This is a genomic window from Neobacillus niacini (assembly GCF_023715415.1).
GTDB classification, from domain to species: Bacteria; Bacillota; Bacilli; order Bacillales; family Cytobacillaceae; genus Neobacillus; species Neobacillus niacini_C.
Genome location: NZ_JAMBOB010000001.1, coordinates 1 through 17,678 on the forward strand (window position 1 = coordinate 1; position 17,678 = coordinate 17,678).

The 17,678-nt window shown below is 38.1% G+C and carries 12 protein-coding genes; 4 read left to right on the forward strand and 8 right to left on the reverse strand.

All coding sequences use genetic code 11. The features are described from left to right. Nucleotides 1–155: 155 nt before the first annotated feature. Nucleotides 156–2,366 carry a catalase/peroxidase HPI gene (katG, locus tag M3189_RS00005; RefSeq protein ID WP_251630634.1) on the reverse strand — a complete coding sequence of 737 codons (2,211 nt, stop codon included), beginning with the start codon at nt 2,364–2,366 and terminating at the stop codon, nt 156–158. A 307-nt stretch (nt 2,367–2,673) separates the two neighbouring features. On the opposite strand from katG, the gene M3189_RS00010 reads away from it, so the two are divergent. Next, complete coding sequence (locus M3189_RS00010) at nt 2,674–2,889, forward strand: hypothetical protein (RefSeq protein ID WP_251630635.1); 216 nt, start codon at nt 2,674–2,676, stop codon at nt 2,887–2,889. Nucleotides 2,890–3,103: 214 nt separating this feature from the next. On the opposite strand, the gene M3189_RS00015 is transcribed toward M3189_RS00010, so the two are convergent. Then, complete coding sequence (locus tag M3189_RS00015; protein WP_251630637.1) at nt 3,104–3,493, reverse strand: hypothetical protein; 390 nt, start codon at nt 3,491–3,493, stop codon at nt 3,104–3,106. A gap of 170 nt (nt 3,494–3,663) precedes the next feature. Here M3189_RS00015 and M3189_RS00020 point away from each other — a divergent pair, with 170 nt between their 5' ends. Then, nucleotides 3,664–5,712, forward strand: a complete 2,049-nt coding sequence (locus M3189_RS00020) for an ATP-binding protein (RefSeq protein ID WP_251630639.1) — start codon at nt 3,664–3,666, stop codon at nt 5,710–5,712. 151 nt (nt 5,713–5,863) lie between these two features. On the opposite strand, the gene M3189_RS00025 is transcribed toward M3189_RS00020, so the two are convergent. After that, on the reverse strand, nt 5,864–6,214 hold the full coding sequence (locus M3189_RS00025) for a hypothetical protein (protein ID WP_251630640.1): 351 nt from the start codon (nt 6,212–6,214) through the stop codon (nt 5,864–5,866). A gap of 513 nt (nt 6,215–6,727) precedes the next feature. Next, a complete protein-coding gene (locus tag M3189_RS00030; protein ID WP_251630642.1) occupies nt 6,728–7,576 on the reverse strand; it encodes an MBL fold metallo-hydrolase in 849 nt (282 codons plus the stop codon). 469 nt (nt 7,577–8,045) lie between these two features. Here M3189_RS00030 and M3189_RS00035 point away from each other — a divergent pair, with 469 nt between their 5' ends. Together M3189_RS00035 and M3189_RS00040 are read left to right on the forward strand one after the other, a co-directional pair. Continuing rightward, nucleotides 8,046–9,242, forward strand: a complete 1,197-nt coding sequence (locus M3189_RS00035) for an acetyl-CoA C-acetyltransferase (RefSeq protein WP_251630644.1) — start codon at nt 8,046–8,048, stop codon at nt 9,240–9,242. A gap of 85 nt (nt 9,243–9,327) precedes the next feature. Beyond that, nucleotides 9,328–9,984: a tetratricopeptide repeat protein gene (locus M3189_RS00040; RefSeq protein ID WP_251630646.1), complete on the forward strand. Its 657-nt coding sequence runs from the start codon at nt 9,328–9,330 to the stop codon at nt 9,982–9,984. Nucleotides 9,985–10,080: 96 nt separating this feature from the next. Here the strand turns inward: M3189_RS00040 and M3189_RS00045 are convergent, their stop codons facing one another. The 4 genes from M3189_RS00045 to M3189_RS00060 form a co-directional block, all read right to left on the reverse strand. Next, complete coding sequence (locus M3189_RS00045; protein WP_251630648.1) at nt 10,081–12,984, reverse strand: glycosyl hydrolase 115 family protein; 2,904 nt, start codon at nt 12,982–12,984, stop codon at nt 10,081–10,083. Nucleotides 12,985–13,060: 76 nt separating this feature from the next. Continuing rightward, nucleotides 13,061–14,803: an SGNH/GDSL hydrolase family protein gene (locus M3189_RS00050; RefSeq protein WP_251630650.1), complete on the reverse strand. Its 1,743-nt coding sequence runs from the start codon at nt 14,801–14,803 to the stop codon at nt 13,061–13,063. A gap of 392 nt (nt 14,804–15,195) precedes the next feature. After that, nucleotides 15,196–15,384 carry a hypothetical protein gene (locus M3189_RS00055; RefSeq protein WP_251630652.1) on the reverse strand — a complete coding sequence of 63 codons (189 nt, stop codon included), beginning with the start codon at nt 15,382–15,384 and terminating at the stop codon, nt 15,196–15,198. Between the two features lie 202 nt (nt 15,385–15,586). Further along, nucleotides 15,587–17,677, reverse strand: a complete 2,091-nt coding sequence (locus M3189_RS00060) for a hypothetical protein (protein WP_251630653.1) — start codon at nt 17,675–17,677, stop codon at nt 15,587–15,589. Nucleotide 17,678: the final 1 nt, after the last annotated feature.

The window sequence follows — 17,678 nt, forward strand, 5'->3', positions numbered from 1 at the left end:
CTTCATTCTTCTCGGGCAATCAAAAATTTTGCGCATTTGGTTTTTCAACGATAAAAAAGCAAAGGCACAACTAGCAATTATCACTAGTTGTGCCTTTTTACGCGCAAAACTTCCGATTGTCCCCTATGAGAACCGTCCCCATGGACACATGGACATTAAATCCCTATTTTTTGAGCTTTTTTCAACTTGAGGTCGAAGCGGTCTGCGTTCATTACTTTGACCCAAGCTGTTATAAAGTCACGTACAAATTTTTCTTTGTTATCATCCTGAGCATAAACTTCTGCTAGGGCACGCAAGACGGAGTTTGAACCGAACACGAGGTCGACTCTTGTTGCTGTGCGGACGACTTTACCTGTTTTGCGATCACGTCCTACATATACGTTTTCTTCAACAGGCTTCCACTCTACTCCCATGTCAAGCAAATTCACGAAGAAGTCGTTAGTGAGTGTACCTACACGATCCGTGAATACACCGTGTTCTGTGCCACGATGGTTTGTACCAAGCACACGCATACCGCCAATAAGTACAGTCATTTCCGGTGCTGTAAGGTTTAAGAGTTGGGCCTTGTCTACAAGGAGCTCTTCTGGACTTACACTGTACTGCTTCTTCTGATAGTTACGGAAACCATCAGCAATAGGCTCTAGTACATCAAAGCTTTCTGCATCTGTTTGCTCTTCTGTTGCATCACCACGTCCAGGAGCAAAAGGAACGGTTACCTCATAGCCTGCATCACGTGCAGCCTTTTCAATCGCAGCACTACCACCTAAAACAATTAAATCGGCAAGACTCACTTGCTTATCTAATTTACATTGAATGTCTTCAAGTACATGAAGAACTTTTGTAAGCAGCTCCGGCTGATTCACTTCCCAATCCTTCTGTGGTGCAAGTCGGATGCGGGCACCATTAGCTCCGCCACGCATATCAGAGCCACGGAAGGTACTAGCGGAAGCCCAAGCTGTTGTTACTAACTCACTGACTGTAAGTCCTGATTCCAGGATTTTCACTTTAAGCTCTGCTACTTCCCCATCGGTTAATTCATAATCAACAGCTGGTACAGGATCTTGCCAGATAAGATCTTCCTTAGGAACCTCTGGACCTAGATATCTTGCTTTAGGACCCATGTCACGGTGAAGTAGTTTGAACCATGCACGGGCAAATACATCGGCAAATTCTTCTGGATTCTGATGGAAACGACGAGAGATCTTTTCGTATTCAGGATCATAACGTAATGCCATATCCGCAGTGGTCATCATAGTTGGAACTTTTACGGATGAATCTTCTGCATCTGGTGCAAGATCCTTCTCATCAGGATTTACAGCAAGCCACTGAAATGCACCTGCAGGACTCTTTGTAAGCCACCATTGATATCCAAATAATAGATCAAAGTAACCGTTATCCCACTGTGTTGGATTAGCAGTCCAAGCACCCTCAATACCACTGGTGATTGTATCATGACCTTTACCGCTGCCGTGAGTGCTTAACCAACCTAAACCTTGTGCTTCAATTGGAGCAGCTTCTGGTTCTGGACCAACATGAGCAGCATCGCCTGCACCATGTGCCTTACCAAAAGTATGACCTCCGGCAATTAATGCGACTGTTTCTTCATCGTTCATTCCCATACGTGCAAAGGTTTCACGTATGTCGCGTGCACTTGCAAGCGGATCTGGGTTACCGTTCGGACCTTCTGGGTTAACATAAATAAGACCCATCTGAACGGCAGCTAGTGGATTTTCTAGTTCACGATCTCCTGAGTAACGATTATCACCAAGCCATTCTTTTTCAGCACCCCAGTAAATGTCTTCTTCTGGATGCCAGATGTCTTCTCGTCCTCCTCCAAAACCAAATGTCTTTCCTCCCATTGATTCAATGGCAACATTACCTGCTAGTAGGAGCAAGTCAGCCCAAGAAATCTTATTTCCATATTTTTGCTTGACCGGCCATAATAGCCTGCGAGCTTTATCAAGGTTGCCGTTGTCAGGCCAACTGTTAAGTGGAGCAAAACGCTGTGCACCTGCACCACCACCGCCTCGGCCGTCAGTATTACGATAAGTACCAGCAGCGTGCCAAGACATACGGATAAATAATGGACCATAATGTCCATAGTCAGCCGGCCACCAATCCTGACTAGTTGTCATTAGATCCTTGAGATCTTGTTTAAGTTCATAGTAGTCTATTTTTTTAAATTCTTCAGCATACACAAAGTCTTCGCCCATAGGATTAGATTTTCTGTCATGCTGATGGAGAATATTCAAGTTTAATTGGTTTGGCCACCAATCTTGATTTGATGTACCGCTAGATTTGTTACTAGTAGCGCCTCCGTGATGAAACGGGCACCCGTCTGTTTTAGCTTTGTTATTAACGTCCATATTTCTTCCCCTCTCTTTGTAAAAATAGTAAAAATAATTATTCTTCTAATGGTAGGAAAACAAACTGGATGACAATAATTATTCTATATTCTATTCTACTAACCTATTACTAAAAAATGAAAAAATAACCATCATAATCACAAATTTGTAACAAATCTGTATTCAAGAACAGAACCTTTCTGAATTGTTGTAAAATTCAAAATAAATTCACTTTTACTTCTTTCCTAATGAATTTTTGGCCTTATAATAAAGCTAAAGGGATTGGAATATTTATCCCCTTTAAACTTTTAGAAAGGAGGTCCTTGGAATGTCATTCGCTGATTTTTACGATATTTACCGAATTTGTTCTACTTATGAAGAAAATGAACAATCGGTGGATGTGGTTAAATTAAGAAAAGCTATGACATCTAGTCCTTCGGTTACAAATCTACCTATTACTAATTCAAATCGCTGGTGGGAGCTTGCAGAAAAAGAAATCCAACGTGAAAATAGAGAAAAAGTCTTATCTAACTATTCCTTTTGAGAATAGCAGGTAAATAAGCTAATCTGGCATCCCTTGTTTAATCATGGATAGAGTAGACAGGGGATGGTTAGTTTATTGTCAAGATATGTTAATAAAAAATAAATCCTCCTAGTAATTTCCACCTAGGAGGACAATGATAAATATCTATTTAACTATAACTTCCCCTTTCATTCTTGAAGAACCCTTCTCATTTCCCCCTAAAACTAATCCATAGTTAACTCACAGCTAAAACTTCATAAATTTCTGCACCATTTAAGTGAAATAGACATTCCATACCAACTAAAGAAAATAGCTTTGCTACCTTTACTTCCATTTTTTCAAATATAGGACCTTGTTTGACAGTGTTTATATATTTTAACTCAAGATTCCAATTCTTTAGCGTAATAGGGTCTGTCACTTCAGCAATAATATTGGGCACCTCTTGGAGATTTTGGCAGACTTTAATAAATGTTTTATCTGGTAAGGCAATATGTCGGTCATCTATATAGCATACCTGAGATAAGGATGTATTTGACGGAAAACCATCCTTTGATAAAGTGATGATGTAGCTTGGAAAAACGCCTTCTAGGGCTTGTTTTATTTGCTTTGATAGCACCTCGTTCATATCTTAGCACCTGCCTACTAATATGATTACTTTAGCTATTTAATCTCCTTGGATTTTCTTCGAATTAAATATAATGAATAAACACTCTCACATGCAATGTCATTCCACTCTCAAAAAAAAGGAATCAAATGTAAAATATAGAATATTAAGTAGTATTAAGGGGGGTTACAATGCAGATTCAAGCAAAACTTTATGGCGCAGAACGAAATATTTTTGTAGGACATGCCAAGGAATTAGAATTATTGCGACAACATGCTGTTGGACATTCAGACTGCCAGTGGCTGCATATATATGGACAAAGCGGTATAGGAAAGTCAACACTTCTTCATCAGTTCATGGCTGAATTAGAGGTTGGCGAAGCTTACTTTTTAGATGGGAGCAAAACGATAAGGGCTAAGGAAGATGTCTTAATTCAGCTGGCCACTCAGCTTAAGAGTGCAGGCGAATGGGATTTGAAGGAACTAGGTCAAGAGGAAATTGTGAACAGAATGATTCGTAGGTCGGCTCAAAAAGGCGGTCATATTGTTCTGTTACTTGACACTTTTGAGAATTGGCACTCCGTAGAGGATTGGCTCCCTCAATGGCTTGGGCAGATGGAAGAAACAGTCCGGATTATCACGGCTGGAAGGCACCCGCTTTCTGGCGGCTGGCTGCGTTCTGGATGGGCAAGTTTCATCAATACCCTGCCACTAAGCTCTTTGACTCCAACCGATGTAGACCTCTATGCTCGAAAACGGGGTCTCGCAAGCAACGAGACAAAATTACAGTTATTCCAGCTTTCTCGCGGCATTCCTCTTGCCATGACGCTTGTGGCTGAAATGATGTTAAAGGGAAACCAATATAAACCGCTTGCGCGCGTAGAACAGAACCAGCTTATTTCCGTATTAATGGAAGAACTTTTCGAAGGTCTGGAAGCCCCAATTAGACGATTACTTGAAGCAGCATCGGTATTTTGGAGATTTAATGAAGAAAGACTTTCTTCGTTATTGGATGAGGAAATAGACTATGAAGCTTTTAGAAAACTGATTAAAATGCCTTTCATTATCTTGAAGGAAGATGGCTGGATGCTCCATGATGCGGTCAGATCATGGGCACTTGAAGACATGATGCTCCGAAAACCACAAACCTATGAGCAAATGAGAATAAATGCCCTAAAACAGATTCGATTAGAAGAAAAGTCGAATCCGCTTCTAAGGCAGAAACTTCATCTAGATAAAATGAGCCTACATGAAAATCCACTCGTCCGGAATATTTGTTTCACTGGTCATTTGGACAACGTAGAAGTTCGAGGATGCCGTGAAATTGACCTTCCTATAATTGAATCCTTGTACTTACGCTATCATCACTTCGTATTGCCTGAAGCTTCTGAAGATTTTCTTATGGTACCTTTAATTCGCCCGATTTGGGAGGTTGATCCGTCCTCATTCATTACCATTTGGCAGGAAAATAAATTAGTTGCTTTTTTCGGAAAGATTCCGCTGCATGCCGAAATGCTGAATGTATTAGAAACAGCTCCTGTCCTTCAACCTTTCTTGAATGGATGGAAACCCGTTCCTAATTCGTATTTAGTTTGTTTTGTGGGTCTTGAGCCAGAGCTTGCGGCAAAAACACAAACTTATATTATCAATACGCTCATCAATCATTTTGCATTATCAGAATGGCTGTTGGATTTTACTTGTTTGAAAGAGTGGTTTCCTGTTTTAGAATTATGCGGATTTGAACCAGCTTCTTGGTCCAATGGCTTAACCAAATTCGGAACGGAATTCCGCGGATTCATTCTCGACCTTACCCAAGAAGACTATCTTTCAAAACTCGACAGACTTCTATCAAGTAATTCAAGTGGCAAGACTTTGACCGAGCCTAAGACAACCTATGATGGAAATGACCTTAAAAATTTAATGAAGGAGTATGCAAAATTCCCTGTAAATCCTGAGTTATCCGATAAGTACGTTCAGATGTTCCCTCAACGGATTAAACTTGATTTTACGAATGGTAACATCGGGAAATTTATTCAGGAGGACATAGTAGATGTGGTTAACTCGTTAATTGATGGAGAGGATTCGGATACAATTTTAGGTAAACTTTTAAACTATGTTTTTATTCAAGGAATTCGGCCACATGAACTTGTAGCTAAGAGAACAAATCTATCCTTATCAACCTACTATAGGTATTTGAATAAAGCAATAGAGCGTCTATACCAGGTATTAGCACAAAAGTGATCTATCAACATCGGTTAAATATAAAAAAGATGCAGGCTGCAATTGCCTGCATCACTATTCTTAGACTTTAATCCAACTTAATTTCTTCTATAAAAAACAAAACATATCTTCCCAAACATGCCTTGTCCTCCTATTTTGATTAACTTTTCCATCATAATGAGCGAATAGTCTCTTCTGACAATCTATCTTTTTCCTCTAATATATTTAAGCTTTCAATCTGTTTAATCACTTGAATATTTTTTGGCATTAATACAAGTGCTTTATTGACAACAGTAATTTCGTATTCAATATCACAGACAGCCGGTACTTGACCAATAAGCTTTTGAACTACTTCAAATGGGACTTCAACTTGAGCGATTTTGTGACCGCTGGAAACACCTTTTTCATTAGAACTAGATTGTTTTTTACTAAGAATATGAATTTCTCCACCTGGAACTACTGTTCCTTCCTCATTCTTGTAATCATAGGTATGTGCATAAATAACAAACTCCTGTTGTTTCATGGTTCAACCCTCCTTTTTGTTAATTCTTTAGATGGTTGTAGTCCTTATTTATGAAGACAAAACCACCTAATTTATTAACTATTCAAAATAATTATAAGTTCTTAATTGAGAACATTCAAGCAAAACTTCCCTTAAGACCAATCCAAAAAATACACATCTGAGATACGGTTCACTGTAAGCACCTTAACGTGGTTCTCTTGGATTTTTTGAGATCATTTTCAAATAAAATATCTTGTCCTAAATCAGTAACTAGCAAAAGTGGATAAGCGGAGATTTTCCGCTTAGATACAGAATGAAGTTTGTTTCGAGGTATATAGGCGGAGGTTTTCCGGTTATTCAAAGCAAACTTTATCTTTTTTCACATTTTTCGGGCCAATAGACGGAATCTCTCCGTCTATTTAAGCCTCTTTTAAACATAATTAATCATTAAAAGGAATTTTTCCGTCTATTATCAGATCTGGTTATTATCCTGATCCCCAGCGGATATGTGCGCTTTGGGTATTAAACCAAACCTTATTTATGATAAATAAATCTTTCACCAGGAACCATCATATGGAATTTCTGATTTGGATAGTGTTTAAAAAGGTAATCGACAAAATAAGCTGGATTCTCGCGGTTATTCGGAAACATATCATAATGAATCGGAACAATGAGGTCAACCCCGACCGCTGTAGAAAAGTCCGCCGCTTCTCTGGCGCTCATGTTTCCGATAATACCTCGTGAAGTGCGAAAATAATCGGCTCCATTTATTGGCAAAAATGCAACATGAGGCCTGAACTTTTTTACTTTATCAATCAGCTCAGGTGTAACGATTGTATCCCCGCTGTGAAATAGACGGATGCCGTTTACCTCTATTAAATAGCCTAAAAAAACATGATTTCCTAAAGAATCTGTTTCATAAGTCGTATGAGCGGCAGGTACTGGTGTAATCCTAAATCCCTTGATAAAAAACGATTCACCATCCTTGGCAGAATGTATATTTTTATCATGTACGTGTTCTTGAACCAATGGGACAAGTGGTGCTGGGATTCCAAACATAGAGTCAGAGACTCTTGCAACCTCTTTAATGCTTGATAAATCTAAATGATCATCGTGTCCGTGTGTAATCAATACACTGTCTAAGTCTTGAAGCATTCCCGGGTCAATTACCGGTGGAAAAGCTCTTATAAATTCAGTCTCAGGGTTCTTTTCTTCAATACTTCTGGTTAAATAAGGATCAATGCAAAGTAGCCCATCCTCTTCTGTTCCTTTTAAGAGGATGCCCGCTTGTCCTAAATTCCAAAACGAAACAGCCTCTCCTAAAATTCTTGTCTTTCTTACCTCTTTCATAAATTCTTTCCCACTTTTATAAATAGTCGCCATTGATTCCACCCCTTTCTTTTAATTGAATTATATCATGGGCTTGTATACCTTCTAATCATTAAAAAACAAAAATAATATTACTATATTCCTAAACTGTTTAAACACCAGTTTCCCTAATTATTTACAGGATTACTACCAGATAAATGACTCAAATAGATCATACGTCCAGATTTTTTTCTACAATAATTGCTAACATTCAACACTTCCCTTTGAGACTGCATGGAATCATTTGGTCTTTGTTTAGATTTGGAGAATATCCTCTAATTTTAAAGCAGTTACAGTTTTCACCTCCTCCCCTCCCCCTTCCAAGTCACCATAAAATACTCATTAATCAGGCAAACGAATACTACCTACATTAAGAAAAAATCAAAATATGTCGAAGATTTAATGAATTCACTTTCCACCAAATGTAGTATCATATGGTAGAAATCATACTTAGTATAATAAATTCACTATAGGAGAGATACACATGACTCTTAACGAAGTTGTAATTGTAAGTGCTGTTAGGACACCAATTGGAAGTTTTCTAGGAAGTTTACAAAATGTTTCAGTAAAAGAACTTGGAGCGACAGTAATAAAAGAGGCCATTCTAAGAGCTGGTATAACACATAATAGTGTTGATCAAGTTATTATGGGGAATGTTTTACAAGCAGGAGCTGGCCAAAATCCCGCAAGACAAGCTTCACTTGCTGCGGGTGTACCCCAGGAAACACCAGCAATGACAATTAACATGGTTTGTGGATCAGGACTACGGGCAGTCCACCTGGCAACCCAGGCTATTCTTTCGGGAGAGGCTGAAATTGTTGTTGCGGGCGGAATGGAAAATATGAGTCAAGCGCCCTATTTATTAAAAGGCGGGCGGAATGGATTTAAGATGGGAGATCAAAAAATACTAGACAGCATGATTCAGGACGGATTATGGTGTGCCGAGAATGACTATCATATGGGAATTACAGCGGAAAATCTTGCAGAAAAATATGAAATTACCAAGATGGAGCAGGATGAATTTGCGGCATGGAGTCAACAAAAGGCTCAAGCAGCGATTGAATCGAATCGATTTAGTGATGAAATTGTCCCTGTTGAAGTATCTGGCCGTAAAGGACAAGTAACAGTATTCAGTCAGGACGAGTTCCCTAGATTTGGAACGACTACAGAAAGTCTTGGAAAACTTCGTCCTTCATTTATTAAAAATGGGACTGTTACCGCTGGAAATGCTTCAGGTATAAACGATGGTGCTGCAGCTTTTGTTGTTATGAGCCGTAAAAAGGCAGAGGAATTACAACTTAGACCTATGGTAGTTGTTAAAGCAAATGCTATAGCGGGTGTTGACCCAAGTATTATGGGAATTGGTCCCGTCCCAGCAGTAAAAAAGGCTCTACAAACAGCTTCTATATCCATTGAAGAAATTGATTTAATTGAAGCAAATGAAGCATTCGCTGCCCAATCTATCGCAGTAGACAGAGAACTGCATTTTAATAAAGAAAAGTTAAATGTAAATGGTGGAGCAATTGCATTAGGTCACCCAATCGGTGCTAGCGGAGCAAGGATATTGGTGACATTAATTCATGAAATGAAAAAAAGAGAAAACCGCTTTGGTTTAGCAACGTTATGTGTCGGCGGAGGTCAAGGTGTAGCTACCATCATTGAAAATGTTTATTCTGCCTAGTGAAAATTATGAGATTTACCTTTGATGTTCATTTACCCATTAACTTTTTAATAATCAAACGTATAACTTAATAGGAGGGGAAAATTTGAAAGTTGCTGAATCTGAATTTGATGCGAATAGGATGCCAGATAGTAATAGTTGTCCAGTTGATCAGGAAAACGGGCTGAAAGATAGTCCTCAGTTTCTTTTTAATGAATACAAAAAATTCTATGAAGCTGAACGCTTTTCGGAAGCATTAGAGTTTTTTACTCTTTCTCTAAAAACAGGATTTCCTTGTGCGGAGTTCGAAATGGGGCAACACTGCTATTACGGGAGTGAACAGTTAGGAATCTCCAAAGACTACATGAAGGCTTTCAATTACTTTTCTACTGCTGCAACACAGGGACATGCTGATGCTCTTTATTACCAAGGGCTTATGTATCTAAAAGGTATAGGTGTTGCTTTGGATATGAATCAAGCTCTTCTAACCCTAAATAATGCTGCAAATCAGAATGCAAACAAAGCATTAGATACATTAGGTAAAATTTACCATTTCGGATATTGTAAAATTTCACAAGATCCTAAAAAAGCCGAAAGATACTATAGGATCGCCGTAAACCAGGGTTATCCCCCTTCAATGTTCCATCTTGCATTATTACTTGAAAATCAATCTAGGTTCGAAGAGGCTTCTGAATTAATGATCCAATCGGCAAATATGCAGTATATCAAAGCAATTAATTATTACATGAGTACATACAAGTAATTTAATCTAGTAAAAAGGGCAAGCAGTTTTTTTCGCACTGCTTGCCCTTAATTTTAGGTCCTATTCAACTCCGACATTCTTCCTTCCTGACAATAACTATTTCCCAACATAATAAGTTTCCGTCGGTCCCAGATAGCTAGCTGCAGGTTTCTTCCCTTCCGGATTAATGACAAGCTTTTCTAAAACAAATCCTGGGCTCACTGCATAAATTCGAAGGGTATTGAATCCTTCCTTACAATTTATCGTGCTAATGTGCCTGCGGATGTTATCAAGAACCCCTACTGCCCAATTAGAATCATCAACGCGATATCCTTCCGGGAGTGTATTTAAAATGTTAATCTCATCCTCATTCGCCTGTATTCCACAAAATAACGTATAATCGGTTGTGACTGGATTAGAAGGCTGCATATATAATTCCAACTCATACACACCAGCTTCCTGTACTACGAAATGGTATTCCAGATAAGGTGCATCCTTTCCCGGAGTATAATATTCAGTTGTTGGAAAAGCCTTCATAGCAGATAAAGTCTTCCCGTATCCCTGAAGCACTTCAAATCGTTTAACGTCACCAAACTGATTACTTGCTTCCTTATTTATAGAATAATGTTCTGCTTCTATGGAAATATATCCGTTCATCTCGACAAAAGTCATTTTAGGGAATTCACTGTTATCAGCCTGCTTTGCGTTTACAATAATTGTACACGTACCATATGGCATTTCGACAACGATACTGCCTTCCGTCTCACCATTCATCAGACTGCGATCAATTTTCACCTTGATTACTTCCATAGTTTTTTCTCTGCCATCTAAGCTGCCGCTCATCTTTGAACATGTCAGCCACTGATTTTCGCAAGTAATCTTAAATTCCGCATCCACATCACTTAAACTAAAAATTGTAAATGAAGCTTCCACACTATCCGGTTGCAGGAAGTCATTCAAATAGACTTTATTATTATGCCATGCTGGACCTTCAGTGTGCTGTTCCGCCCCATCCACAGTTACCATGAGTCTTGGCTTACTTGTAGGTAAGACATTCATCAAAATAGGGTACTTGCATCCTTCTTCATTCCAATTGATAAAACCGATATGCTCAGAAAGCCCCATTCCGTACCACTTACCATTATCAATCGTATGATACTGGTCCACTAGATCTCTATCTCTCTTAAAGCATTCTCTTATTTGATCAGCCAGTTTGTTTGCTTCCAGTAAACCTAACTTAGCGTAATAATGATTTTCCCCAGTAAGCAGCCACATCTTTTGCAAATTTAAATTCCCTACAACAGGATAATAAACGAGTGAAAAATAAGCTGAAAAGTTCTCCGAACCCATATTCTTATATAGTTCCTCAGCAATATTTAAAAGGGTATCGATTTGCTGTAATAAATGATCACTTTCCTTGTAATTCACCGGATGATAGACATCTGCATTCATGTGTTCAGGTCTGCGATTATGAGCAATCTTTGTATAACCTGTAAGCAGCTCAAATACCTTTTTCATATCATCCTCAGAAAGTACACCCTCAAACTGTCTTTGAATCCATTGCTTTGTATATATATCAGTCTTATTAATCGCACCAGTTCCCCATTTTTCAAAATCATACGCCAAGTCCATGAAATACGCTAACGGGAATTCCTGTGTAGCAATATCGCCTACATTCACAATCCATAAATCCCGAACACCGAAGTCGTAAGCCATACTCATTTGCTCCCAAATCTTAGGAAGATAAGAACTGTTTATCCATTCATACGAAATGGGTCCGCCGTGATAATCAAAATGATAATACATACCATAACCACCTTTATGGTCACGCATTTCTTCTGTTGGCAGTGTCCTTAGATTTCCATGATTATCATCACAGAGCATCAGAATGACATCTTCGAGTTCCTCCGAGTTCATTAATCCTGGTGTATCCTTATCTCCATAAAAGAAGGGTTCCACTTCTTTATATAAAGCTAGCATTCTTGGTACTTCTGAAAGATTTGGATTGATATTATCTCGTATCAGCTGGTTTTGCGTCTGCAGCACTTCTCGTAACAATTGGATATTATCAGCCAATGTAGCTTCTTTACCCATGATTGAAGTATCTGCTTCGCCTCGCATACCGACAGTAACGACAGTTTCAAATTTTCCGCTGCGCTTCAGGCCATCTTCCCAAAACTTTGTAATTCCATCTCTATTACTAATAAAATTCCAAGCATCTCCATAAATGGAATCTTTTCCACGCAGATATTTATATTCTTCACCATACCGCAAACAAGGCTCATGATGGGATGCCCCCATTACGACTCCATATTCGTCCGCCACTTCTGCATTGGCTAAGCCCGGTCCATCATCACTGAAACGAGCGGACCACATGGCTGGCCAAAGATAATTTCCTTTCAATCTTAGCAACAATTCAAAAACGTGATCATACATTTCCGCATTAAAACCGCCAAAGTTCTTCATCGTCCAGTTCCCAAAGGCAGGCCACTCATCATTGATAAAAAAGCCGCGGTACCGGACAGATGGTTCTTTAGAGATATATTTATAGTTTTCACTCAACGAAAATGAATCTTTACGCAGAGGCTTTACTCCGGACCAATCCACCAACGGTGAAACTCCTAGCAACTCGGATAAATGAAAAAGACCGTAAATGGTACCGCGTTTATCACTTCCCGCAATGACCAATGCCTTTTCAACACCTTCAAATGGACGATTAATCACCTGAAACAAATAGACTTCTCTTTTTCCGTTTATTTCTGACAGTTCAACTTTCTTTTTTTCTACAAGTTCTTGAAGCATGGGGCTGTTATCTACTGTTCCATACAAAACAACATTCTTTCCAAGTCTATTTCTGTCCGTGGATGCCTGCGGGGCTACCCCGAAAACCAACTCCACATCATGCATGACCTTTTTGGCGATTTTATTAACACCGCTAAAAGCCTCTTTTTCCTGATAAAAAAATGAATGACTATCTGAAGTTACATTTTTTAATATTTCTTGGTTGATAACAAATTCCATGAATAAGTCCTTTCTTTAAAACCCAAATTTTTTTATTTACTACGTAAAAGAAAATAACAGTTCTACTTTGGAAAAGTTACAAGGTATACCCGAATCCCAAAATTGTAAAACATTTATCTTCATGATTGGAAGCCATCTTGATTTCTACCTGATGTTCCCGGCAGACATCCTCCTGATACAAGATGACAGCATTGCAATGAGTCCAGTTCACTTCATGCGGGTCAGCCGTTATTTTAAGTTCACCATCCACATAAATCTCCGCAGTTCCAAATTCACTACTTCCTGAATCCTTAAAAACCAGAACGAGACTTTTGCTGTTGATTGTCATTTTAAAACTTTCATTTCCCGATGTAGGTGTATGCAGCCAGTTATTTGGAAATTGAGCAGTAACGAAAGTATTAGCATCCATCTCTACCATCTGCAATTCGTCATCTGTTTCACTGAAACTACCGCTATTTATCCTTGCACCTATTCTATTATCTTTCCTATCTAGTAACTGAACATCCTTAAAACAATTCCCAATAACCGGCGATTTCGCTATGTTACTATCATCTCTATCTCTAATGGATTTCTTTGTTTCTGAAAATAGATAAGAAAGACAATCCGCCATTATGGTATGACCGTCATTTGTTGGATGATAGATATCATAAAAAAATTGTCTCTTGGTTATGATGTTTCCCTCTTCCTTTGTAAGCCTAAACTGCTCTACCACTGCATCCTTTACACTTACCATTGGAAGTTGATAATGTATCCCTACAGGAGAAAGCCTATCTTGCAGATTCCAGTCATTTTCAAACACGCTGAATAATAAAATTACAGCTGGTTTGTTTTCAGAAGAAAGTATTTTTAAAACTAGACTCTCATAACATATTCCGTTGGTTTCGTCTCCTGCATCATTTACCGCAAACTCGACAATCACGATATCCGGCTCTACTTCTCCATTCCTTAAAATGTCCCGTTCATAGCGAATCATGCCGAGCTCAGAGGGTGTACCTCCAACTCCAGCTTTTACAAAATGGACATTCTTCCCATCATCTTTCCCAAACATTTCCTTAAATTTAAAATAAGATTGGTAGGCATAAGAATGAGTATGAATTGGTTTTGCTCCTGCCCCCTGAGTAATGGAGCCCCCGATATAAGCGATGGTAACATCCTCGCCTTTTTCTGCTTTTTCAATTGCTGCTTTTAATCTATGATTGTTTCCTTTGTTTAGTAGGGATTTTCTAATCATATCCTGGTAATCTTTTGACCCGAATGCGACCGGTGGTTCAGGCGACATCTCGGGTACTTTATAGGCATCATGCAAATAGAATTTGACACTTGCTGTTGCTAGTGTACCAGGATGGTCAAATTCAAAGGCAAATTTACCTACAACATCATCATCTTGAGACCATTGGAAATCTCCAAGTTCTAAAATCATTTCGGTTCCATCTGTTGGACAAGCTAATCTAAGTAATGTTCCAGTTTCATATTTTTGTTGTTTTCCATAATTTTGTAATACAAAATTGATTTTTCCTGCATGTTCATTTTCTGTTGTTATTACGACACCTATACTGTGAACGAGATTATGAAATCCCTTACAATCTACAAGTAGATTCAAAATTTCCTCATCTATTACGCCACCCACAAGTTTTGCAATACTTTTTAATCGTTCTCCATCCAAATAGATTTCCTGTGAGGGCTTACCTTCATTACGGGGAGTTGCCTCAATCACTTTCTCAAACAATACAAAAAAGCTATCCCGTTTTGCTACCGGATCTTTTGGTGCCTTTGGAACATTATTTCTATCGTCATTTATGATTAATTTACTTTTAGTCATTTTTCAAAATTCTCCTATGAATTTAGTAATGCATCAATCATTAACTTTGTTTAAACAGTCAACAAACAAAGTATTGCCAAATAATCTATTGATTTGTTACAATTCGCCAAATCTCTCCCCCGTTTTTGGCTAATTAATGGAATGTACTTATATAATCATTTTATTATTATTTTCAGAAAGGTCAATGCATTTTTGAAATCACTTTATATTATTAGTTTAATTATTATACTAAGTGGATTAAAGGTCGAACCACCTACCTAGTATACGCTATTACAACAACAAACTTGGCAGCCATAGGCATACCAAGTTTGGATTTAGTAACTTCATATTATTGTTCTTTTCATATTAAAGATTTGAACGACTAAAAGTACACCGTGGTGATTTAAAAATCTCTAAGTAACTCGAATTCTACCGACTCTTCTAACACGATTATGATTATTAGTATTCAGTGCTGTTTGGGAATTAGAAATACCAGGAAATGAAATGAGTCCAGCCTTAAACAGTACATATCCGATAAAAGCAGCAAAAGCCGTACTTCCGAACAGGAACCAGATGAATTTTCTACCAACATTACCTAACATGTTTTCACCTCTTTATCCTCTCATTGTTGATAAATATGATGAAATCACCTTTTTTATGTTGTCTTAATTCCTATAACTGCGGTTTAACCAATACCTAGATAAAAAAATTATTATTATAAATTTATTACTTAACAATCCAAATCCTAAATTACAAAGCAGATCTAAGCACTAAAAACAGCACAGAGTGAACTGTGCTGTTTTTCTATTGATGAAAAAAATTAACATATTGTTTTGTTAGTTCTATATCCTTTTTCGTATTTTCTAAGTAATATGGATACCCAAAGTTCATCTTCACTCTTGCCATAAAATAGGGTTTATTATGAAGGCTCCAGTAATGTCCTAGACGTTCCCAGTGAGTGCAAGACTGTTCTAATAATGATATCGCAAGAGATATATGTTGCGGATTTCTATTTAAACTGTAACGTTTTAATTCAAGTGCGGCATGGAATTTGCATTTGTAATAACGACCCATTTCTACCCAGCTTTGCAGGTCTAGAAGGGTACACTGGTTATGACTAGCATTAAAATCTCCCAACGAGCAACTTAGCTTTGAACAAATCGCTTCCACTTTATTAGGTGATTCGGTCAGTATATTAATAATGTCTATTGGAGTCTCTTGAAACTGACCCGCAAGTTGTTTTAGCGTACCTTCGTACTCTGCTTGTGCAAACTCCGCAATACCTATTACTCCAACTCCCGGCATGGCATTTCCATCAACAAAATCAAGAATGGTTTTAAATCCTGAAACTTGGGAAAGACAGCTTTCAGGGTGCCATTGAAAGTCGTAATCCAACCAGAAAAGCCGATTTACGGCTGGTATGATTTTAGAGGCATAGCGTAATCCTTCTAGAAATTGTCCAGCATTCTCTTGTCCATAAATATCCCGTAATAAATGTTCCCAAACACTATCATCGAGTTCAGGATTATAAGATAGCCGCCCCCAGAGCTGGAATTGGAACAGGTGTTTTTCGAAATCATATATCCATGTCTTGTGACCATGATCAATATGCTGAAAATCTTTCCCCCAAATATACCCATCTGCTCCCCAATAAAACCCTTTCACATATGGTTTTATCATTCCTTTAACATAGGAACGAATATAATCAGGATCCCCCCACCGAAGGGTGAATACATCATCATTTCTGACCGTAAATAAAACTTGGGTATTTTCTAGATCTACACCTTCCCACGCATTCCATCTATCTTCAAATGGAGGATTGGGATGAGAATAGCAATGTGCATTGGAATATTTCCAACTAATAAAGAAATCCTCTTTATCAAATTGATTTTGAATCATATCCTTGATTTCTTTCCCTGCATTTTGCATATTTGTACGATGAATAAATGGAATTCTACGACCTGATTCTTTAATAGCCTTTAAATAAGTTTCAGCAATCCATTGTTCCCTTTCATAGCCTGTACCATCCATCCATTCACTAGCCGAGGTTCCTATGCCCTTAAGTTCGGGATAAGTGATTAATACTTGTAAAATCATTTCTCGAAAGTAATCTTTGATAATTTCTGATTGTCCCCGAAAACGGTTCAGTGAAATCCCTACGCGATGAATCAAGTGATCATACATGTTCCCAAAGTCTCCTACAGTTTCTGGAAGTTCTAATCCCCTTGCCACTTCAGGCAACAGTCTAATATTCCAAGTAAACAAATAGACGTCGATACCTCTATTAGCAGCATAATGTAGTAACTCTTTAAAGAAATGAATATTCTTTTGGATTTGATCATCACTAAATGGATTCGCATTTCTATATTTATGTGAGACAACCATAAGATGGAATGGATGCTCCGACCATAAACTCAAACAGTTATAACGGTTTTTTGCAAGCATATCGAGATAAGGTCTCCAAAAATTCATATCCATACATGTTTTTTCATTTTTAAGGAAAGGGTCTCCTTCATCAAAAGCAGCATAAGGTAAATTAAATTTAATCCCTCTAAGTTCTAATGCTGGTTTTTGATGGATCTCTTCACCATCCTTTAAATTCTTGCCTAGTAAAATCCTTTCAGCCCATTCAAAACATCCGTACATAATCCCACGGGAATGAGCTCCTTCTATAAGAATAAGTGCTCCAATCCGTTTAATGGAAAATCCGTCATTACCTAATTTATCCTTCACTTTTTCTAACTTACGCACTAGGATACCTTGAGAGGGGTTTAAAGCATTTGGGTACTTTTCATACTGTTCCACATAATATATATTCTTTTTTTCTAGACTTTGTTTAATGTCGTCTGCCCCAAACCGAGTCATAAGATCACTATGATCATACACAAGTTTCAAA

Bases quoted from the DNA above. Each gene is read 5' to 3' on its own strand.
- katG (WP_251630634.1), bottom strand. From the start codon at position 2,366: ATGGACGTTAATAACAAAGCTAAAACAGACGGGTGCCCGTTTCATCAC.
- M3189_RS00010 (WP_251630635.1), top strand. From the start codon at position 2,674: ATGTCATTCGCTGATTTTTACGATATTTACCGAATTTGTTCTACTTAT.
- M3189_RS00015 (WP_251630637.1), bottom strand. From the start codon at position 3,493: ATGAACGAGGTGCTATCAAAGCAAATAAAACAAGCCCTAGAAGGCGTT.
- M3189_RS00020 (WP_251630639.1), top strand. From the start codon at position 3,664: ATGCAGATTCAAGCAAAACTTTATGGCGCAGAACGAAATATTTTTGTA.
- M3189_RS00025 (WP_251630640.1), bottom strand. From the start codon at position 6,214: ATGAAACAACAGGAGTTTGTTATTTATGCACATACCTATGATTACAAG.
- M3189_RS00030 (WP_251630642.1), bottom strand. From the start codon at position 7,576: ATGGCGACTATTTATAAAAGTGGGAAAGAATTTATGAAAGAGGTAAGA.
- M3189_RS00035 (WP_251630644.1), top strand. From the start codon at position 8,046: ATGACTCTTAACGAAGTTGTAATTGTAAGTGCTGTTAGGACACCAATT.
- M3189_RS00045 (WP_251630648.1), bottom strand. From the start codon at position 12,984: ATGGAATTTGTTATCAACCAAGAAATATTAAAAAATGTAACTTCAGAT.
- M3189_RS00050 (WP_251630650.1), bottom strand. From the start codon at position 14,803: ATGACTAAAAGTAAATTAATCATAAATGACGATAGAAATAATGTTCCA.
- M3189_RS00055 (WP_251630652.1), bottom strand. From the start codon at position 15,384: ATGTTAGGTAATGTTGGTAGAAAATTCATCTGGTTCCTGTTCGGAAGT.